Genomic DNA, 22664 nt, shown 5'->3' with positions numbered 1-22664 from the left:
TTTGCGATATTATTTCTAATAAAAGTTATGTTGAAAGTATTTAAATTAGTCATCGTAAGTTTAGTTTTTGTTCTTTCTTTAGGAACTGCGACTGCACAACATCACAAGTACATCAAAAAGTATAAACCGATTGCAGAAGAATTATCACAACAATATGAAATACCTAGTTCTGTAATTTTAGCCGTTGCTTTTGTGGAAACCGGTGGTGGTACAAGTAAAAACTCTAAAATGTTGAATAATCACTTCGGAATCATTGGTAAAAACAACACTGGTGGAAAATCCGTCTATAAACAATACAGTTCTGTTAGAGCAAGTTACGAGGGGTTTTGTAAGTTACTCACTCGTAAAAAATACTATAAGAGATTAAAAGGTACAGATGATTTTTCGACTTGGGTAAAAGCTATTGCATCTGCTGGATATTCCACACAACCAGATGAATGGAAACGTAGATTGCATTTGATTTATGATACATTTAATCTTCATAATTTATAATTATACTTTTAGTCAATTGAGTTAACTTGAATTAATTAAATCTTTAATATTAAATAGCCGTCTTTCTTATATTTTAGGCGGCTATTTTATTTTTAAAATTTTATATTTTGAGTTTACATAAAACTAGAAACCGTTACTCTCATATAACTGATATATATTGAGTTAGTATTTATAATACCTCCCAATAAGGACTATATTTTTGATTGTAATACATTAACCCATCGGTTTTAAATCTATTATAAGAATCTAATTGCCCTATTGTAGCAACTTTAATACTTGGGCAACACGCAGCGTCCTCGCGCATATAAAACTCAAAAACCAACCATGATTTGCCATCTATAGTTTCTAAATAGGCTCCATTGAAACTCTTAGTTGTACCAACAATATTGTAAAGCTTTGCGAAAACTGGCTGTAGAGCTTCCATTTCATCAATTAAATGATAATAGTTATCGGTATTCTTGATTAAGGAATATCTATTAGAGCTTGCTGTTCCCCAGGATGTATTAATTTGCAACAAATCTTCATTTAGTTTCATAACTTCAATTGTTACGTGCTCAATTCCGCCATCTTCAATATCTGAAGCCCAATATTCTTTGCAATGTTCATAAATTAAAACGCTAAGATCATATTGCGAAATCGTTAGATTTAATTCTTCTATTGCTCTTTTGGATTCGACTTTAAGTAAATTATCAAAATTTGAATTTCCAGTATATAGAGTTTCAGATGAATCTATTTCTTCAATTGCTGAATGAGTATCATCTGAGAAAATTGGAATCTCTGGTACATACATCTGATCAGAATCATCATTATTCACTAAAGTTTCAATACGCTGATAAAATTCTGAATATTTTATTTCATCCCAGTTTTGCCAAACAAAATATCCTCCAATTAATAAAGCTATAATAACTAAGATTTTCCATCGAATTTTTCCTTCATTTGGAGCATAATCTTGAAGATCACTATCAACTTCAACTTCAGGTACGTTATCATTAGTTAATCCACTATCAAATAATAGACTTTCCTCATTAAATTTTGCTTGACCTTCTACTAGATTTAATCTATTTTTAAGATCATCTAAGTCCTTGGAATTTATAATCCCAGAATTTAATAAACCATTTAACTCGTCTAAGAAAACAGATTTGTCCTCTATGTCAAATTGATTAAATGAGTTTAATAATTCTAATTTCTTCTGATCATATTCCTTATTATCAATTATTCCTGCATTAAGCAAAGAAAATAATTCTTTTAAAACAGTAAATATTTCGTCGTTCATAAGTATTTATTCAAGTTGTTTAATATCCTAAGTAGGTTCCGGAATATATCATATACCAAGTTCCATTAGCATATGAGAATATTTTATAAAAGCTTCCCTCATATGTAGAGCATTCATAGATTAATTCTGGAATCCCATCTCCATCAATATCTATTTGTGCTATAAGTGTATCGTCTAATAGGTTTCCTTCTCCATCTTTTCTAGATTCCAATTCTGGTTTTCCTAAATCCTCTATATCTTTAATTCGATTTGTACCTATGATAGGATTATCAGTCAATATTGAAGACTTAGGCTTTTCATCAAGCTTTGCTGAAATATACCCAGGGTCAGATAAATGAAATAAAGTTTTTCCTTTTATCGCAATTGAACCTATTCTCCTTCCATTTTCTAATAAATATAAAGAATCAGCCTTAGAAATCACATTACTTAGAGTGTCAGCAATACTATGGGCATTCATAGAATCATGACCTTCGTGTAATTTAGATAATTCAAAGGTCGCCTCGTCATCCATGGTATAAGGAGGTTCTAGGAATATTTTTTGATTTGTATACAGAGCTATTGGTACTGCAACGATATCCTGGTCATGGTTTTCATAAACTTTAAAAATTACAGATGAGCCAATATCGACCTGTTTCATATATGAATCATAATACCAATAGGCTAAAATAAAAAGCGCACCTATTGCGAAAACGATATAACTCTTTTTATTCGAAGAATTATTAGAACTTTTATTTAAATCTTCCTTCTTTTTATCTTTAATTGCACTATTTGTACTAGTATCATGATGATTGTCGTCCTTCACTAACTGCTCCCTGGTCTCCTCTTCTGGAAATAATACATCTGATTTAGATTCTACTTCAGAGTGCTGTACCTCTTGAGATAAATCCAATAATTCTCTTTTTTTTATCTCAAAGTCTTCCTTACTTAAAATACCATTCTGATATAGTTCGTGAAGCTCTTTAATTTTTTGAATATTATTGTCCATCTAATTTCGAATATTTCTATTTAATTAGAAACACTTTTTCTAACAAAAGTCAACTTTCTATCTCCGACTTTATACGTGTTCCAATAGCATCTACCATAATTCCCCCTTTCTTCTTTTATAATGAAACGTAGTTGTAAAAATTCGGAATATTCGGATACTTTTTCAAAGCCATAGACTTCATAAACATTTGCACAATATCCTATATCAAAATAGTTTGAAATTGTACGCTTTGAATAATTGATTTCTGAAGAACTCTGCAATTCGTTAAATGGACTATGTTTTAATTCCTTAGGATGCTGATATTCTAGATCAAAGACTTTAAAACTATTTCGTGATCTTGTTCCTTTTCCTACCTCTAACAATACTAATTCTTCATCGTTGAAATTAGAAAAATCTATATTCTTGAAAAAAAATGGAACTTCGTCTATAAGGAAGGGATTGCTTTTTGATGTGGAACTTTTATCATAGGATAAGGTCGCCTTATTCTCTAATAATTGAACGACTCCACTACTTTCGTCTACTTTAATGAAAGGCACATCCTTTTCTAATATACTAATATATTGATGTGCTATAGAGAAGTTTTTTTCTTTATCAGGATGTTCAAAGGAAATTATACCTGGACCTTGTAAGTGTTCTCCAAACTTAATTTCTGGACGCCAAATTATAGATACATTAAAGCCATTTATTGGATTATTGTAATCCAAGTGAACTAATTTAGAGGTATTTCCAGATTTCAGCTTTTCAATTGTCTTATTTAATTCCTTTAACTCAGAAGTTAAATTCATATTTTCTAAAGTTGCTTCACTAAAACTCTCTCCCAAATTATGGACATCTAGCTCTGCCTTAGCAAGTTGTTCTTCAGTAGTTTTTAATTTTAAACTAATATTAGAAATTAAACTATCTTTTTTGTTTATTTGACTCTCTAGAACAGTTTTTTGCATGTTCAAATCACTGATAGATTGTCTTAATTCCTTTTTACTTTGGCCCATTAAAAGAGATAAATTTAAGACAAGCGATATCGATAACAAATATTTCATTTTGATTTGTTTATTTTTTTAAAACTAATATTATCATTTTATTACTTCTCCAGAGATCAGTTATTCACTTATTGGATTCTACTAGTTACAATCAGCAATTCCACCAACATAAACATTTATCACATCCAAGTCTTTAGCAACTTCACTACCTTCAAATCCAGAAATTTGATCATAGCTTAATTCTTTTTTATACTGACTTAAAAGTTGACTAGCTAAAGGCATATAAGACCAGTGCCATTTTTCCATTTCATAACCTTTACGGTTCTTTTCCTTTTTATCCGTGTAAACTTGACAGAATCCGTATTTAGGCCCATTCTCTACCAACCATTTGTACTCTTTGAGTCCTTTACCAGATTCAAAATAGCTGTTTTGTAAACTATTAATATCTATATCCGTCCCCCAGTGATGCCTAGAAGTCATTGGCATAGAACTATATCTCAAAATATCTTTAGCTCTAGCTACCGGGTCTTTAATATTTGAAGAATTCCACTTTCTTTCCCAAATAGATTTTTGGTGGTTAAAGTTTCTTGCTCCTGAAATTACGGTTAGTTTAATACCATCCTTTTCAGCTTGCTTAGCCATTTCTAGAAAAGCATTTAAGGTCTCCTTTCTAACATAAATTGATTTACTAGAGAGATTTGATGGAATTTTGGCGAATTTATCATCATTATGAAACTCTAGGTTTCCTATCAGATACTTATTTATATCTTCTACATTACCTAAGTTGATGGTATTTATTGCCCCTTTACCACTTCGAACTGTGCCTTCTGATCTCTCCATTTGGACATCCTCGTTTATAGATCCACTTGGTCTTTCAGAAGATAATATAATCTCATCTTCATTTTCCAGTTCCATATCATTTTCAATGACTATTTCTTCTTCAATAGCATGATTGTTTTCTGATAACTCTTTATTCTCAGATCCACAAGAAATCAAGAATGCAACTAAGCACGTATATATTATTTTTTTCATCGTTTTAAAAATTTAGAAAACACCCAACCTGTTTGTCCGTTATTTCTTCTCACCTTGTACCACTTATCTCCTGAAATAAAATCTAAATCACTCCCATTAACTGTAGCTGTCAATTTACCATATTCAGGATGATCAAAACTAACCCAATATTCACCATGGGTTTCTTCTAGAATCTCTACGGCTTTACCAGGAACCAAAGTATAAAGAAACCTACCATAATCATTATATAAATAAATTTGCTTTTTTGCTATTGCCTCGGTGTTATTTGCTGGATAATATTCATCTAAAATCTCAACTCTTTCTCCTTTAACATAATTACCCATATTATTGGATTTAGTTGTATGATTAGACCTAATAATAACTTTGTTTCCAGTAATCACTCCATAGTTATTTTCCTTTTCAATGGTCTTTTTTGTAGCAAAATCTGCTTCTGAGTTCGATTCAGCTTTTTGAGCTTGCTTTTCAGCTTTTTCTGCAATTTTTAATTCCTTTTCCTTAAGTTCTAATTCCCTCTCTTTTAATTCTAATTCTTTTGCTTTATTATCTTTATCACAACCTATAAACAAAATTGAAGTTAGAATTAAACCTGAATAAAATATTCTTCTCATATGAATATATTTAAAACATTAGCTTTTTAGAAATTTTTCCAAAAAAGTAATTGCTGTTTATAAATTATTGTATTTGAATGTTTATATAATCTTAAAAATCAAAGTAATTAAATACTTTATTAATAAAAAAGTCCAAAGTTGTCCAATTTAGGACATCTTCAAATTGGTATATAAAAATCATTTTCAAGTAATTACAAAAAAAAGTTGTCATTCATTATAAAATGAATGACAACTTTTTATGTAAATCAAACTTCCTATTTCAGGTTAATTGTTAAACCATATGTAAATTCAGGGTCAACTTGAAAGTCATCCATAAAGTTCATTATAGAAACTCCACCGATTAAATTAAAGCGATTACCTAATCTAACAGTCACCCCTCCATACCCTGTATAGTACTCTTCATCTATCAATACATTAGAATAAGAGTTTTCGTTATAGTATGAATCAACATATTTATATGAGGCATAATGATCCTGACCATTTTTAAATTTATAGAATCCATAACCTCCACCAATATTTAATATAAACCATTTAGTTAGATTCACACTCATACCTAATACTGCTTCATTTTTATTGTCGACAAACTCTTCAGTATTTTCTAATTCTGTCAAGTCCATTAAATTAGTCCTTGCATTTATAAAGAAGCCTAAATCTCTATAACCATTCAACTCAAACCTTAACCCATATTTAGCTATAGTGCCACCTTCAAAACCTAATGCAGTATATCCTCGATTAAATTTTCGTTGCCTTTTTGCTTTTCGCCTTTGAGCTTCTTCTCTCTTCTCTCTTTCAATTCGCTGTTTCTCTTCTGCTTTTAGTCTTGCTAAAGTTGCTTGGCGTTTCTTTTCTTCTAATTCCTTAAAGGCTTTAATATCTTTTGGATAATTATTTTTTAAGATGTTACTAACTCTTAATAACTCCCCATAATGTTTACTATTCTTTAATTCTTTATTATTTATTCTATTCTCTACTAAATGTCGAATAGTGGATATATCGTTAAAACTCTTATAGCTTTTTTGATTAAACTCCCAATAATCATACATAGTACGATAAAATAAAACATCTTTTTGATATTTAGTTCCTTCTGGAAATTCTGATAACATTAAGTCCAATTGATAATAATTAGCTTTTTCATATGCATTTTCAATTCTTGCCATCTTATCTTTTAACTCTTGCTCTATCCTCTTTCTTTCCATGTCTTGCTTATAAGCCGTGAATTCATCTATTGTAGCAGGATAGTTAGTATTTAAAATGTTTAAATTATCTTTAATCTGATTTGTGTAATTTATATCTTTGGATGAGTAATTTGTCAAATAGGATCTGAATATCTTTCTTGAATTTTCTATATCATTAAAACTCAAATTAGTCCTATTCTCAAGCAGCTTATAAACCGAATTAGCTTGATAATAATCTAAGTGATAATCATCTATTAAATCGTCTCTTCTTAAGCTAGAAATTTCCTGTAAAATTAAATTGTAATTACCATCTTGAAAATTGTTTTTTAACTCATTAAGTTTTTGAGTCTTCAATTTCAGTCGCTTTTGCCTTTCCTGCTCCTCTTTGATTGCCAAATATTCTTCATAAGATTGGGCGGGTTGAGCACTATTGAGTCTATCTAAAATCATCATAAGGTCATTTGAATAATTCTCATTTTTAGACCTATATAAATTCAAATAGTTTTTAAGTTTTATTCTTAGGCTATGAATTTCTTCAAAATCCTCAATTCCATAAATTTCATAGACTTTTTCAGTAGCTAATATTTGAAAATATTGAACTCTATAATCTGTTTGGTTAGCATTCTTTAAAAGTGATAAAGCCGATTCATAATTCCCACTTTTAATATTTTTCGCTGCCTCCATTACTGCAATATCGGTTTTTGTTTGTCCTTTCAAACCAAGGGAAATAAAAATAAAAATTAGTAATAAAAAGTTTTTCATATTATTTAATGTGTTGATAGTTCTAAATATTTTTACAACTAAAGATTTGTAGTTAAAGCAATTGTTAATGAGTTAATTACATGAATCTAAAGATTTAGACGTATAAGTTCTAACATCTGTGCTCATCTTTTTTATAATAAACTTGAGATATGGGAAGTCATATTCATCTTCTAATTTTTCATATACGGCAGAGAGACTCGAGTTGTTTTCATTTCCGACATTCTTAATCCTATCTAAATACTCCTTCAATTCACATGATTGATTTTTAAATTTATCAATATCCTCTAGAATTTTATCTCGCTGATTCTCGTACACTTCTAAGCCTTCAATATTTAATTGTTTTAGCTTGTATTTATAAATCCTGGCTTCTCTTTCGGTATATTTACTTCTAAAAAAATATTTATACTCCTCTTGCAATTCTTCGAATTCAACACTCTTATAAGTTAAAGATGTTACAACTCTAGGGTCGTCTTCTGCTACAATATTAACTGTAGTATCCTCCTTTACAGTATCACTACTAGTTTTTTTCGGCTGTACAGATTTCTGATAATCTGTACTTCCTAAAAGCTTCTCCTCGAGACTATTTCGAATCTGTCTAACCTGGCTGGTATAATTCGTATTATTCTTAGGATATTTAATGATATAAGCGCTGGCCAAACTATATAAATCTTGGATTTTATCTACATCATATAAACCCTTTTCTACCAAGTTATTACCCGCTATTATCTTAAAGAAGTTAACCCTGTAATCATTCTTATCTGCATCGTTAAGGAGTTTTAAAGCAGATACATTATCATTGGCTTTAATACTTTTAGCAGCATTCATTAAAGCCATATCAGTTTTAGTTTGGGACTGAAGATGGATAGAAAAAAAAAGCAGAACTAAAAGTGTTGTTTTTTTTAACATAATTAATCTATTGTTAAACCATTTTCTTGTTCCTGAGTAGGATTAGTGTCCTTCTTTTTATCCTCACCTTCCTCTTTTACCTTTCCTTTTTTTGAATTTTTCTTTTTATTTTTATCCTCTTTTACTTCATTTTTAGTTTCCTCTTTAGAAGCTTCATTTGTATTCTCTTTAACCACTTCTTGAGATTCCTCTACCACTGATGTTGGAGTATCCTTTTCGTTATTTGCAGCTTCTTCAGCTTTTGTGCTTTGTTCTTTTTCCGCTACAGCGCAGTTGTCTTCTAAAGAATCGGCTGTATAACTAGATAAGTTATTACTCATGTTCCTAACAACAGTTTTTAAATATGGAAATTGATACTTTTTCTCAATCTCAAGATATTTGGAACGAAGGGCATTGTTATCATCTTTAGCAAAGATTTTTAATTTATCTAACTCTTTTTTTAATTGGCAAGATTCTTCTTTATATTTTAAAATATTCTTTATCAATTTATCTCTATCATTGGATAAGCCTGAAAAATCCTGTAAATCCAAACTTTCTAATTTTTGAATATAGTCTTCGGCTGTGGAGAGCGTATATTTATTGTCAAAAAACTCTTTATATTCTTGATTGAGCTTAAAAAATTTTGTGTGAACAACATTAAACTTAAAGGCTTTTTGAGCAATAAGTCTATCTTTTTCTGACTGATCTTTATCAATTACTATACAATGTAAAATGGCATTGTAATTATTCATTGATTTTGTTAAATCCTCTTTAGCTAAAGATGCTTTGTGAAAATCAGGATCTTTTAAGTATTTGTTTGAAAATAAAGTATATAATAACGCATCATTAATATTCTTTATAATGTATTTATATTCATCGATAGAATTTATATTCTCGTTAATTTTAAGTTCCTCGTTAGCAATAGGCTTAGATTCCTTATTATTTTGATTTGATGTATTTTCTACAGATTGGGCATTTAAATTAACTAACTGATAGCTAATGAAAATTAAAGTTATAAGTTTTTTCATTTTTTAAATTTTAATCGAAGCCTGACATAGCCATTTGATATTGAACATAATCATTGTAATATTTTTGCAACCTTGCAAGAGAAGATTTCCTAGAAGATTTAACTGCTGGATGGGATAAAATAATTGGGGATATATTGCTACTCCCTTCAAGTTCGTTTTTCAAACTTAAATATTGATCAGAGTTATAATTTGCAAACGATTTTTTCACAAATGTTTCAACTTTAGATGGAACGCTTACTGTCCAATAATTATATTCTTTTAATATTCTTCTAAAATTTAAAACTTCATTATTTGCTAATCCAATAGTATTTAAATGAGTTAAATAAATTTCAACTTCATTTTGATTAATTGGATTTTTACTTAACTCATTATTTATCTTAGCTATCACTGCTTTTGAATACGCATCTGCTAATCTATTATCTAAATTAGTTTTAATACTGTTAGGGTACATTCCAGCATTGAGACCAGAAGATATTTCGGATTTCAACGTCGTATACTTAGTTGGTGTCACATTATGTTGTGATAAAGAATCGATTTTTTTCTCAATAACAACATGATGACTTATTGTAGAGGAAGAAGAATCCACCCTACTTGGAAGTTTGGTAACTGGGGAATCTAATCCTCCGGAAAAGGCAAATACTAGGAAAGCTAATAATAAACCTACAGCAATAGTTCCTCCTACTATATAATATATTCTATTTTGATTGTTCATTGTAATTTAATTATTTATCCATTATATCCCCTGCCTCTTCTAACATGTCTTTATTGTTATTAGAGTTGTCACCATCTGATGTAGATGTATTTTTATCGGTTGCACCATCCTTTGAACCACCTGTCTCACCTCCAGATTTTTCCTTACTACTTTTAGGTCCACTTCCTGTATTACTAGAACTTTTTGCATTGTTATGCAAATTACTTCCGTTAGTTTTTCTATTTTCAGATCCATCGTTAGAATCTTTTCCAGATGTTTGAGTGCTATTATTACCTGAATTTCCACTAGGGTTAGAATCATTTTCTTTATTACTTGAACCACTATCAGTATTGACTTGATTATTAGATGATTTAATTAAATCAAACCCAAATTCCTTTTCAATTTTTTTAATCTTGTTATCTTTAGATACTTTAGTTATAGTATTTTCATCTATAGCATAAAATTTATTTGTCAGAATGTATTCATATTTACCATTAACATTCCCTTTTAACACAACCCCATTAACAATAGCATATTTATTACCCTGTTCGTCTTTTATTATACCTAATGCATCAGCTTTTTCATAATTTTCTAATTCCTTTTTGACTTCATCTAAATTGGAAATTTCGTTTTGCTTTTCTTTAATCTCTTTTTGCAATGGTTTGTACTTTAAAAAATACAAGCCACCAAGCGATAGAGCAGCTAATAATAAAACTAATCCTGCTCCTAACATAAATGACCTTGGACTGAAGTCTTCCATATTTCTTTGATTATTACTTCTAGATTCAGGTATATCTCTTAACCGAGGACCCGCTATTTTTATATGAGAGTGATTTGGACTGTGTAATGTTCTTTCATTATCCTTATTTATAGATATTATTTCATCATTTTGGTGAACGAGTAATTTAATTTGCTCACCAAGACTTCCACTAACCTCCTGATTATTGATCAATATTTTACTTAAATGAGCCGATGAGTTATCAACAGAAATTATATTTAAACGAGTTTCTAATTGCTGTGCTGGCTGAAAGTTAAAATGAGAGATTGCGTTTGGTATAGCCTCTCCATTTTTAAAGATATAAAGTAGGTTGACATAGCTAGCAGCTTTAGAATTCAATAACTCACTTACACTTTGACCTGCATCTTTTAGAAAATAGTATTTGTCTGAGCTACTTAATTCTCTTGACTTAATTATTTTATTAGTCTCTACCTGAGCTTCAGCCAAAATATCTTTATAGTCTTGAATAGCTTGACTATTGGTCTGAATTGAATTATGATATCTCTGAGCTATTTTATTTAATACATTTTCTACATTCTTAATATTAGAGCTAGCTCCAACAAGTAAACGAACGGCATAAAAACCATCACGCTTACTTACGTCTTTAATAGATGCATTGATAAAAGAATATACTTTTATGTTATTGTAATTCATGACAGAATAATAGACTCCATTCGGAGCAATTTGCGCTGAATCTGTACGCTCATCAATTAATACTGAACTGAAGTTTGATAATTGATTCTTAGGCATTGTAGAATATTCAGTCGACAAACCATTATACGTTCTCTGAATTATTATCGCGATATTACTCATTTTACTACTTTTTATTAAATTTTAAAATTTCCAAAATTTCCCTCCTTTTACGACAAAGCTATCTTCTAGAACATTGCTAACAATAACCTCAGAATACTTAGGTTCGAAGTGAGTTAAAATTTTATCATAACTAACGGATCCAATAGAAAATGGAAAGACCTTAATTTCAAATTTATGTTTACTATTATCTCTAGCGTCTTTACAAATATTGATTAAACTTTTAAATTCCTCATTTAAAAATTGTACAGCTAAGTCGCTTTCCTTTTCAGCACTACCAAAATATTTGGTATTCATTATGGCATCGAATTTATTAGCTACTAAATAAATAGCATCCACGTTTTTTAATACACCTGAATCTTTAAACATGCTAATAATGTTTGAGTATGCAATACTCTGATCAACGTTATCAGTGAATGTTTCCATTTGAGTATGGTGAGCTAAGGAATCAATTACAAATATTAAAATCTTCTTATTTCTATTTTTAATATAATCAACAAATCCCTTTACTTCCTGTGATTGCAGACCATCATTAAAAATTTTAATATAATTTTCACCGGCCACTTCCACTATATTAAATGGATGGGACTTTCCTCCCTTATCCTTAATCGATGCTGCAATGTAATTATAAGATCCAGCTACAGTACCTCTTGGTAATAATCCTTTGTTGATACCACTTATAAGGTATTCACTATAAACATTCCCCGCATTATTATAAGAATCTGGTATCATAATACCTTCTTGATGAACATATTTCATCATACCTGCTAACATAGTAGATTTACCAGCGGCGGGAACCCCAATAAAAAACAAGTCAGTACGACCTTCTTCCATGATAGGTAACTTATCAACTGTATAGGTCTTTACTAATGCAGGTTGAATAAAATGCCTTAAAGAATTTACAATTCTTGGATTAATTCCACCCTCTAATAAATCATCAAAGCTTAATACATTAGATATTAGTAGATCTTTTATATCATCTGCATCTATGGTTTCTTCAAGAATTTTATTTAGCAAATCCTGTTTATTAGCAGCCGAAGATTTAGGTTGGTCTATATGGTTAGGCACAAAGAAATCTTCTTCTTCAACTACTTCTTCTGGAATAAATGTTCCATTTCTTTTTGCTTCTAATTCTAAAAGTTCATTGACTTTAGAAATTTCTAGATTATAATTTTTAAACTCTTCTATTGTTACATGACCTTCAGCCACTATTTTGTCTAGTGAACTTATAGGTAATAAATTACAATTTCTAAGAACTTGCTCCTTTACATGTTTTTCCATTTCAATTTTTTTAGATTCTATGTCCACCTTTAATTTCGCCTTTTTCTCTATTCGTTTTATTATATTTTCTAACCCTATGCGTAAAGAATGGTATTAATATGAAAAGATGCAATAAAACAACACTAACACTAGGAATGATATAGTCAGGTTTGTACATTTCATTTAAAGCAATAGGATCATTCAATGGTAATGTATCCATGCCTTCTTCATATTCAAAGTGTGCAACATCTCTAGGCAACTCATCTAATTTTTCATTTACCGAAGCGTAGCTTCTTTCTATAAATGAGTTTAGTCCCTCATATGAAGAAACGACATTCATTCTTTGCCAGTTTAAAAAGACATTTTGATACTGTTCAGCAGGAAAGACTATAGACTCATCAAGTTCCTTATAGTTCTGATTTATCTGGTAGTTTAAATGCTCTAATCTAGAATCAGTAACCTCTCTTACATTAATATAACTTGGCGTATTTAACACCAGCGAATCTATAGAATATGGAGTCGAAAGCAAAGTGCTCTTTAGTTCATTTGTTGGATTGCTTTTATAAGCCTGTAGCTTGCTAGATAAGTCTCCGTCGAATTCTAAAACTTCATTCTCTGCAACTTCTTTATACGCTTCTGGTAAATTAATTAACTCTTGAATTTTAGCATCGGTATCAGCTATAATTTTATCTTTCGCATTCATTTCAACATTAATAAAATGAGTCAAGAAAAATAAACTCGCCAAGCCAAAGATTATGAACACAAAGAAAAATAAGGTTTCAGGCACCATAAATGATTTATTCACCATTTTTTCTTTATTTCGTTTTAATAACTGTATCACAAAGTAGTAGCATACAACTATAAACAAACTTATTAAAACACTTACCGGGAAGTTGCCGTCTGTAATATATAATAGGCCAAATAAATTCCCGACCATTAAAAGCAATAAAAAGATTGCCGACACAATGTCAACAAATAAAAAGTTTTCTTGTTTCATATTAATTCAATGTTTTGTAGGTTAACACTCTTAACCCATTTTGTATTTCTGAGTTTTTAATTAGTAATTTATTTATTTGATCGAAGTCTCGATTTTTATCAACACTTTTAAGAAGTCCAACAAATCCCGAAACTATGGGAGCTGCCATACTTGTACCACTTTGTGGCTCAAATTGACGATTGGGTTTAGCTCCAAAAATCTCTACTCCAGGAGCATAAATCGTAGTATTCTTTCCAAAGTTTGAAAAACTTGCTTTTTGTCCATTAGAATCAATCGCTCCAACTTTTATAGTTTCTTTTGATCTCTGAAACGGATCAAAGCCTGTTAATATATTATCATTACCAGCGGCTAAAACGCAAATAGTCTTATTGTTTTCAGCATATTCAAATAGTTCTTTCCAAAAAGCTTCTTCATCCTTTGCGCCATTACCTATAAAGTTTTCTTGATAAGCAATTGGAATATTCGAAGTCCCAATGCTAGCTCCTAAAGACAGATTTATAACATCCGCCTTGTTTTTAATGGCATATAAAATTCCTTTAATAATATAATTAGAACTCAAAATACCATTATTATCCTCTACTTTAATCGGCATAATATTACAACTAGGGCATACCCCTTCTATATCGTTTATATTACTCCCTAATGCTATAGAAGCTACATGAGTTCCATGGTTTTTTGGACCCGGTGAAACATCACTTGAACCATCTGTTGCATTAAATGTTTTTGGGTTCTTTCTAGTGAAAGATGGATGAGATAAATCAAAGCCATTATCTATTATAGCTATGGTCACTGAATCAGGTTGAAACACATAATTCAATCTAGAAATGCCAGTTTTATCCAAATGCCAATTGGGTTGTAATGTCGACTTAGTTGCGTTTGATTTAAAAATTGTTTCATCCCAAACTAATAGACTAAACTGATCTAGTTTTGACTTTATACCCGTTTTAAAATTAACTCGCTCCGCCTCAGGTACTTTAATTTGAGCATAATTAATTAATGTATCTACGTAATTGATAACATAATCATTGGTGTCGTATGTAGAATTAAAACTTTGAATAAAATCTTCAATTCTATTCACGGAATCTTTTATTGCAACATTCACCAAATCAGAAACTATTTGTCTTTTACTCTCGTCATCATCTATTAAGTTTGGGTTCTGAATAGGTCTATAACCAATTAAATTAGGGGGAATATTTCCTGTATTATTTCCTGTATTATTTCCTCCTCCTATGGGAATAATTGGATTATTACCAATTCTACTAATAGGGTTATTTTGATCATAATCATATTGTTGATTTGCCCCATGATTAGAATTCCAAAACATGAATACCCAAAGTGCTATGGCTAGTAAAAAAATTAAGCCTAGTATAAAATAATATGTTAAGGGAAACTTTCTCATTGAGGGCAATTAACTACATAATCCCAAGCAGTAGATTCGTCTGGTCCGGTTACTTGAACTATACAAAAGTTAGGTTTACCCTGGCCTGCCTCATATCTAAATGATAATTGGCCCTGACCAGATACAAAGTCGTTGGTTGAGGCTACTTTTTGTCCATTATAAATCACCTCAAATTTATCGGGAATTGTTTGTGCATGATAACTTATAACAACCATCCCAGATCTATTTCCTAAATCATGTTTAGTCGATGTAAACCCATGTCCTCCAGAATTCACCTCTGCATTACATTGAACAATATCAGTTGTTTGGTTATTCTGACATTCTTCTAATGCATTGATTAAATTTTGATTTAGTCTATCAGCATCATTTAACCTCTGAATTAAATCCTTGTTTTGACCTATTAAATTTCTATTTTGAATAGCATTATTATCTAAATTCCTACCCCACAATAAGGCATAAATCAACACTCCCAAAAGCACAAACATTAGGAGATAAAACAGCCACCAGTTTCTATAAAAAAAGTTACTTCTCATTTAATTGGGTTTTAGGAATATGATACTATTAAATAATATATGAATATCAGCGCAATAAGACTAAGTAAGACGATTAATAACCACCAATAATTAGCTGCAAACTCTTTTAAAAACTCTAAAAACCCCTTCTCTTCTTCAACTGGTTCATCTTCAACTGGTACTTCCTCTACTAAGAATAAGTCTAACTCTTCCTCTTTAGGCTCAGGCTCGAATTTTTCTTCAATTGGTTCAGGTATAGAGATTGGCTCTTCTATTTCCTCAACCTCAATAGGTTCTTCTACAAACGGTTCTGGTTCTAAAATTTGAGGAGTATAATTATTATTTTCTTCAAACTTCCATCCCCATATGAGACTTATCTCCTTTCCATTCGTAAAGATGATGTTGTCTTCTGCATTAAATACTTTATTTAATAAATCTGCCCAATTTTGAGCATCTTTATCTTGGGCTACGTTTAAATTTTGGATAAAGCTGTCCAAAGTCTTTTTAAACTTCCAATACTCACGTAATGCAAATTCTCCTTCAACAGCATCATGTTTTTGCAATCCATCATAAGGAGAGAACCACTCAATATTATAATTTCTTTGTACTGGTTTAGCTAAAACATTTCTATACTTAGCGTCTAGTTTAGTCTTGATGAAGTTATTAACCCTATCATAATGATTGAATAAATAACTGTTGTCATGAGATATAGGTGCGTAACTTTCAGTAGAAATATGATAAAATAATTTCATAACAATCAGTTTGGATTATAGATTTGATATTTTTGAGTTAGACTCTTTAATTCATCATTAGCTTTTTCATTATAGTTCACAAAACCACTATTGATAATGAATGAGATTCTCAAAAAGTCCATCCAGCGCTTATACTTCTCCATGGCTAAAGTTCTAACATCTAAATTTTCATTATTAAATAAAGCTGCTATAGTCTGATCATCAACAGGATGTTTATACTCGAAACTAGAGCCAATTCTGTCTGAAGTCATTTTTCTAATCTCTTGCTTCTCATCTTCAGTTATGAAGTTTAAATCTAGGTTATATACAACATCATTTATAATAAGCGCAAATGTCTCAGCTAAGAACTCTTCTTGTCCTCTATTCACATCTATTTCAGATACAACTTCATTTAAGATTTTCACAAGTTTATTAGAAATATTACGCTTTTGTAAAATGGTTTTAAAATGATTTAAAACAAACTCAATATTCGACTGATTTACACCATTTTGAATAAGAACTTCAAAATTATCAAGATCATCTATATAGTCTTCCCAGTGATCTAAGACCAATTCTGTATAGATTTCAGATTTTGTTTTAGTATTAGCTCTACTTTTAAATAAATCTGTAACCTTAACCTCCATTGAATCTAAGTGAGTTTCTACCTCTTCATTAGAACTTAACCACAATCTAGATTTTAAAATATCGTAAACTTCTTCTTGAGATTGTGCATTTTCTAACTCTGGATATGTAATCATTAAAAGTTGCGCTGTAGAATTTTCTTTTACTTCATCAACTTGACCTACATCCACTACCATATTTTCATTCAATAAGTTGAAAATATCTACCGGTTGAATGGAAAGTATGTCTATAAATTTATTGAACAAATTAAAATCTTTGGTAAGCGCCATGGTGAATTGTAACTGAAACTGTGTAACAGCATTCATGTTTTTCTTACGCAATTCAGTGATATCATCTGTATGGATAAATTTCACCAAGTCTAACTTTAACTCCTCAATTGTAGAATTCAATAAATTGAGATAATGATTGATTTTAGCCTTATTGTTCGAAACTTTAGCTAAATTTTCAATGATCAAATTAGATCCGTCTTTATTTAACTCAGTAGCCTCATCCCAAGATTTTTGCGGATTTCTAAAATGTACCTTGACAAAACCAAAGTTTGTAAATGATTCCTTAAGAGCCTGTAAAAAACTAACTCTTTCGTCTCTAATTTTCAGCTCTCTTCCTTCATTCTCAAAACCAGCATAAGTATCATCAGAGTATTTATAATCTCGGAGTAAATAAAAGTTCTTAAAACTACCAGAAGATAAACTCCACTTCTTATGCCAGTTCCTAGCATTAGTCACGATTTCATTTTCAAAGAATCTAATGAACCTCGTTTGCCATTTATTATTTAAAACTTCAGAATTCGTCAAAAAGCCTTCATCATTAGTCGTATCATACCTCAATTGATTATTGAAGAAGGTGAAAATGACAAACAATGGTGGAATCTCTACATCTGCTAATGAATAAGTTCTTTCCTCAACCGATTTCCCAATATTTCTAGATATCCAGTTAAACAACAAGTAGGATAACTCATTAATCTCCAACTGCTTGTCGTTAATACAGAATAATAAATTATTTATACTAAAGTCATCTGTATACTTATTAAATAAGTAAGAAACCTTACCTCTCAATAGCATTTGAGATATATTCTTATGAATACTATTAGCTTCAATTCCTAATCTTGTTCTAGCACCAGGAAAATCTAATAAATCTGAGTTTTCAAGGAATTCCTTTTTATTCTTTAGCTCTTCTGGAATGGTAAAAATCAACTCAGAAATCAAGGCAGATAAATAAGTCTTGTTAATCTGACATTCTTCTCCGTTATCAGCTTTAAATGTGATATAAGCACTATCAGCATTCAGATTCAGTAAATTCTTTACATCTAATATTTCACCATGCCCACGCAAAACGCTTTCTATAGGTAGAAATCCTGTTTTAGCATAATTAACTTGGTGTAAATGATTTATTAATCGATTAAAAAGTTGAGTTAGATCTTCGTTTTTATTCCATAAAATCCCAAAGATTTGCACCCACATATCCTTATCAAAATAGCCTATAATTCTAGCTATTCTTTCAAAAAATCGAGTTTCATTCAACCCTTCGAAAATAATGCTATGCTTAGATAAGTGATTCTCGAAATAGCTTTTAATTTCTAAAACATCATACTCCGAAAGCACATTCTGTTTGAATTCATCTTTAGCTAATTCTAGTTTCTTTATGTGAACTTCTATATCATTTCTATTGATAAAAGAAGTAATCTCTTTCAGATCCAAGAAATAAGCATCCAAAATAATAATTAAGATGTCTTTAGGGCTCAGTAACTTTACCTTAATCGGAAAATCCTGAAACTTGACAACATTATCTATACTAAACCTTGTAACAATTCCTGTACTTTCAGCGCCAGTACCAGGAGGGTTAATATCTTTTAAAAAGTCAAAACTTTTATCACCATATTTAATTAAGAAGGGTTCACTTTCAGAACTTAATAAACTTTTGATTAAATAGGACTTACCCACTTGACTCGCCCCAAAAACAGCCATAACTGGTTTGCTATGGATATTTGTTGAGATTTTCTTTAAAGTATTGTTTGCACCTTTTAATTTGAGTAACAAATCACTCCTATCCTCATACTTCAAGTTTAAATCTACCCAATCAATAGTTTGCTGAATTAGGTTAGACTTATCATCAATATAAGATTTGATTTCGTTTATCTGATTTTCAGTATAATGATTCATACTCTCTTAATTAACTTTTAATATATATTCACAGGTATCTAACCAATATCCAGCCTCATCTGGTAAAGTTTGGAAATTGAGTGAAAAGTAGTTTACAGGCTTATCGTTTCCTTCAGCATCTTCCACACTTTCAATTTGTAATATTTCCTTACTCTCATCAAATTCACGAATTAAACTAATCTTCAAAGGCATATTGGTTAGAATCGCTCCCTTTTCTACATTAATTTGATCCTCAATATACCTTTCGTCTCGCCCAGGATATTTCATGCGTACTCGTCTATCTATTTCTGAGCTATTCAATTGAATACTGTACAAATCAGAATAAGGATAGTTTTTCTCTAAATATTTAGAATAGCCTATTTGGAATGGTAGCTTAGGCACACTTAACATATGATCGTTTTTCTTAGGGGTTAGAATTTCCTTTTTAACACTGTTCTCATTGTTAATAATATAATCCGCCGTAGAAACTAATTTTTCGCGCAAAGGAACTGTATTAAGCCTCAAATCATTTATTTTCATAGTTTTACCCGTCATCAAGGCAATCAATGCCCCAACGCTAACCACCGTTTTAGGCTCTTCTATGTAACCATTATTATCAGCAAAAGGATACCATCTTCCAATCCAATAATTATTTAGATTCACCAAATTAACAGGCGAAATACTTAAGTATTTTCTAAACATATTTTCTAGACTATTCAAAGAAGCTGGTTTCCCAGAAAGCACCACATAATCACAATCAAATTGGTTCATGACTACACTGATTTGTCGTATAAGACTATCAAAAACAGCCTCAACGGTTTCATTTACTCTTTCTTTGGTAATCAACCATTTAATATCTAATATGTTAAAGCCAAAATGCTTTTCGAAATATTTTAAGATTTCCTTGTTTTTGAAAGGACGATCTATAATCTCCTCAAAAGTTTTAATCTTTTGCTCATCGGAGTTGGCCGCTTTTAAAAACTCCATAGCTATTGGAATTGCAATTTGTTGAATAAATGCTTTCCTAACAACCCTAGCCTTATACCCCATTTGGTTGCTATCCTTACCAAAGAATCCGTTTAGCTTTTCTGCAACATCGCTTATGCCGATAGATTTAGCATATTGCCCTACACCATCTACTACATCACCGCCATCTATATTTCTGTTAGGGTCACCTTCAATTACTATACGTTGAATAATCTCACGTAACATATCATCTCCAGCATTTTTAAAAGTATCCCAAAACAAAGGTTGTGGATTTAAGAAATCTATTTCATTTTCTTTTTTGAGGCTGTATCTATTGATCATGATGTCGGTAGTTCCCGCTCCAATATCAATTGAGCCCAAAGTGATATATTCCTTATTTTTAAAGAAATAATGGTCTATAACATAATTGTTAGACTTTAATTTCTTTGCAAACATGCTATACAAGAAAACCAACTGACTACTTGTAGCCTCGTCATAATTCCAATCAACCTTTTCTTCTAACTGAGATAGGTCTTTGGATAAATCTTTAACAGAAGGTGTGATTTCTGGAACCTCGAACCAAAAGCTATCTGATTTTAATTCATAATAATAATCAGCATAGTTATTAAGTAGCTTACATGCATCTTCAGCGGCTTTTCTCAACATAATTTGCTCATGTTGAATCATTCCAGTTGGACACGAGATAGTAATTCTATCTAATCTTCTAGGAACAGTCATATTACCATGTTCTTGCCTGAATTCAAAAGAGTTAATTTGAATATAAGCATGAACTAACATCTCTAGAAACACAAACTTCATTAACGAACTTCTTGAGAATAAAGATTTAGATCCCGACAGTTGATTACCCTCAACTAATTCACCATCTATTTTGATTTGGTCAGAAATCCCACTTAGATAAACTTTCTTAACCTGCTTATTAGATTGTGGATTGAACTCCCACTCTCTTTCAGCTGGCGCATGATCCCATAAATATCTTTTAGGGCTCGAATTATAAGTTTTTAATTCATAACCCAAACTTAAATCCGTGATGGATTGATTAATTAATCTTTCTGCTTCAAATCCAATTCTAACAAAACTTGGTGTTATAAACTTATTATTATGATAGAATTCATTATCTAAGTCACCATAATTGGGCTCGGAAAATATTAAATTCATCGGAAATGGATCATCATACTCCAAATGAGGATTAGAATAATCTTGAATCTTTAATTTTTTAACATTTTCAAACTCAAACGATGAATCATTATCGTTATTTTCAAATAACAATGCACAAGTAGCTGAATTACCAATATCAATCACTAAATCAACAGATTTCTTTTTCCCTTCATTAGCAAAAAGTTGAATTTCTGGCATATCAATTAGTGAACTTAGCCAATGAATTAAAAGTATATAACTAGCTTCAAATTGCTTAACAGGCTTATCATATTGAAGTTCTGGATTTTTCTCGTAATACATCTGAGATAAGTACATCTCTATCCATGAACTAGAGGACTCCTTATTCGCTAAATATTTGGTAAGATTTAAATCATCATGATAAAGTCTAAATTTATTCTCCTCTGGATTTAAACTTAGTTTTGGTCCTGTATAATCATTTTCACTACGAGCAAGTGCAGTGTCTATCGAAAGTACAATTTTTGCACTCTCAAAATTATCATCACAATCAATATAGACACGTACCCAATCCGTAGGATACAATGTATCTCTATTGATCATATTATTTTTAAAAAAGGGTAAAGGAATCCATTTCCTTTGATAATGTTTTAGCGCATTCTTTAAATTACCTTCTACATAAACATTGTGATAACTAGTTAAATCATCTAAATCACTATTCCCAATTAAATTACCATTTATTAACTGGTTCTTATCTAGTAAATCTTGCTTACGATAATATAAATCAGTGCCATTTTTCTTGACCAATAAAAGTGGATCTAAAATAAAACTAAATGAGACTTCATCAAAAGGCTCATGGTAGTAAACCCTATTTTGTTTACCAAAATCAAGGTCTATTTTTGATTTAAATTTATAGTATTGAATACTTGAATTTGCTATTAAAGAAATTCTTTTCATTTATACATACTTGTTTCTCAAACGTTATATCTCCTATTATCTACAATAAGAAATTTTAATAGTTTTTATGATTATTAATGGAGTTGCGATTAAGCTCTACTGAACTTCAATATTACTAAAATTATCTTAAAATTAACAAATAAATACTAAAATATCATGATATTGAACACATCCACACTTATAATCAACGAATTATACATTTATTGTAAAAATTTACTTTTTATTTTAAAATGGCCAACAAAATTAACATATTGAAAGTTCTAGAAAAAGTCCAAAGTTGTCCAATTTGAAAAGATTAAAAATCTAGCAATCTACTTCCATTTTTAATCAGAAATTTAAATCTATAACATCACAAACAGCATTGATTAACAGTATTTTAAACCCATAAAAAAAGCGCTGAATATTTTAATCCAGCGCTTTTAACTCATATATAAA

At 30.4% G+C, this 22664-nt stretch carries 18 protein-coding genes and 1 pseudogene; 1 reads left to right on the top strand and 18 read right to left on the bottom strand.

Features of this window, described 5'->3' with window-relative positions:
• Positions 1 to 27 precede the first annotated feature (27 nt).
• A complete protein-coding gene (locus tag NLM59_RS07550) occupies positions 28 to 492 on the top strand; it encodes a glucosaminidase domain-containing protein (protein ID WP_304417154.1) in 465 nt (154 codons plus the stop codon).
• A 169-nt stretch (positions 493 to 661) separates the two neighbouring features.
• Here NLM59_RS07550 and NLM59_RS07545 read toward each other — a convergent pair whose 3' ends face one another.
• From NLM59_RS07545 to NLM59_RS07465, 18 genes and pseudogenes are all read right to left on the bottom strand, one after another.
• Positions 662 to 1765 carry a hypothetical protein gene (locus NLM59_RS07545; protein ID WP_304417153.1) on the bottom strand — a complete coding sequence of 368 codons (1104 nt, stop codon included), beginning with the start codon at positions 1763 to 1765 and terminating at the stop codon, positions 662 to 664.
• Positions 1766 to 1784: 19 nt separating this feature from the next.
• Positions 1785 to 2654, bottom strand: coding sequence for a hypothetical protein (locus NLM59_RS07540; RefSeq protein WP_304417152.1), 870 nt, complete (start codon positions 2652 to 2654; stop codon positions 1785 to 1787).
• A 9-nt stretch (positions 2655 to 2663) separates the two neighbouring features.
• Positions 2664 to 2750 (bottom strand): annotated as a pseudogene (locus NLM59_RS11875) (SHOCT domain-containing protein); the annotation flags it as partial.
• A gap of 20 nt (positions 2751 to 2770) precedes the next feature.
• A complete protein-coding gene (locus NLM59_RS07535) occupies positions 2771 to 3787 on the bottom strand; it encodes a hypothetical protein (RefSeq protein WP_304417151.1) in 1017 nt (338 codons plus the stop codon).
• A gap of 81 nt (positions 3788 to 3868) precedes the next feature.
• Entirely contained in the window at positions 3869 to 4759 is an 891-nt protein-coding gene (locus tag NLM59_RS07530) for a M15 family metallopeptidase (RefSeq protein WP_304417150.1), read from the bottom strand.
• Positions 4756 to 5367, bottom strand: coding sequence for an SH3 domain-containing protein (locus NLM59_RS07525; RefSeq protein ID WP_304417149.1), 612 nt, complete (start codon positions 5365 to 5367; stop codon positions 4756 to 4758). Before NLM59_RS07525 ends, NLM59_RS07530 begins: the two co-directional genes overlap by 4 nt.
• 254 nt (positions 5368 to 5621) lie before the next feature.
• Positions 5622 to 7304: a hypothetical protein gene (locus NLM59_RS07520; RefSeq protein ID WP_304417148.1), complete on the bottom strand. Its 1683-nt coding sequence runs from the start codon at positions 7302 to 7304 to the stop codon at positions 5622 to 5624.
• Positions 7305 to 7376: 72 nt separating this feature from the next.
• Entirely contained in the window at positions 7377 to 8138 is a 762-nt protein-coding gene (locus NLM59_RS07515; RefSeq protein WP_304417147.1) for a hypothetical protein, read from the bottom strand.
• A 74-nt stretch (positions 8139 to 8212) separates the two neighbouring features.
• A complete protein-coding gene (locus NLM59_RS07510; protein WP_304417146.1) occupies positions 8213 to 9217 on the bottom strand; it encodes a hypothetical protein in 1005 nt (334 codons plus the stop codon).
• 10 nt (positions 9218 to 9227) lie between these two features.
• Positions 9228 to 9929: a hypothetical protein gene (locus tag NLM59_RS07505; protein ID WP_304417145.1), complete on the bottom strand. Its 702-nt coding sequence runs from the start codon at positions 9927 to 9929 to the stop codon at positions 9228 to 9230.
• Positions 9930 to 9939: 10 nt separating this feature from the next.
• Positions 9940 to 11436 carry a hypothetical protein gene (locus tag NLM59_RS07500; RefSeq protein ID WP_304417144.1) on the bottom strand — a complete coding sequence of 499 codons (1497 nt, stop codon included), beginning with the start codon at positions 11434 to 11436 and terminating at the stop codon, positions 9940 to 9942.
• Positions 11437 to 11520: 84 nt separating this feature from the next.
• Positions 11521 to 12777, bottom strand: coding sequence for a hypothetical protein (locus NLM59_RS07495; protein WP_304417143.1), 1257 nt, complete (start codon positions 12775 to 12777; stop codon positions 11521 to 11523).
• Between the two features lie 10 nt (positions 12778 to 12787).
• Positions 12788 to 13753, bottom strand: coding sequence for a hypothetical protein (locus tag NLM59_RS07490; protein ID WP_304417142.1), 966 nt, complete (start codon positions 13751 to 13753; stop codon positions 12788 to 12790).
• 1 nt (position 13754) lies between these two features.
• Complete coding sequence (locus tag NLM59_RS07485; protein ID WP_304417141.1) at positions 13755 to 15152, bottom strand: S8 family peptidase; 1398 nt, start codon at positions 15150 to 15152, stop codon at positions 13755 to 13757.
• Complete coding sequence (locus tag NLM59_RS07480) at positions 15149 to 15685, bottom strand: hypothetical protein (protein ID WP_304417140.1); 537 nt, start codon at positions 15683 to 15685, stop codon at positions 15149 to 15151. Before NLM59_RS07480 ends, NLM59_RS07485 begins: the two co-directional genes overlap by 4 nt.
• An 11-nt stretch (positions 15686 to 15696) precedes the next feature.
• Positions 15697 to 16416 (bottom strand): hypothetical protein, encoded by a 720-nt coding sequence (locus tag NLM59_RS07475; protein ID WP_304417139.1) that lies wholly within the window; start codon positions 16414 to 16416, stop codon positions 15697 to 15699.
• A gap of 5 nt (positions 16417 to 16421) precedes the next feature.
• Entirely contained in the window at positions 16422 to 19196 is a 2775-nt protein-coding gene (locus tag NLM59_RS07470) for a virulence factor SrfC family protein (protein ID WP_304417138.1), read from the bottom strand.
• Between the two features lie 6 nt (positions 19197 to 19202).
• A complete protein-coding gene (locus NLM59_RS07465) occupies positions 19203 to 22229 on the bottom strand; it encodes a virulence factor SrfB (protein ID WP_304417137.1) in 3027 nt (1008 codons plus the stop codon).
• Between the last annotated feature and the right edge of the window lie 435 nt (positions 22230 to 22664).

It is taken from the genome of Profundicola chukchiensis (assembly GCF_029664245.1).
In the GTDB taxonomy this organism is placed as follows: Bacteria; Bacteroidota; Bacteroidia; order Flavobacteriales; family Weeksellaceae; genus Profundicola; species Profundicola chukchiensis.
Note: the sequence above shows the minus strand (reverse complement) of the source record. Positions and strands in the feature narration are given on the sequence as shown.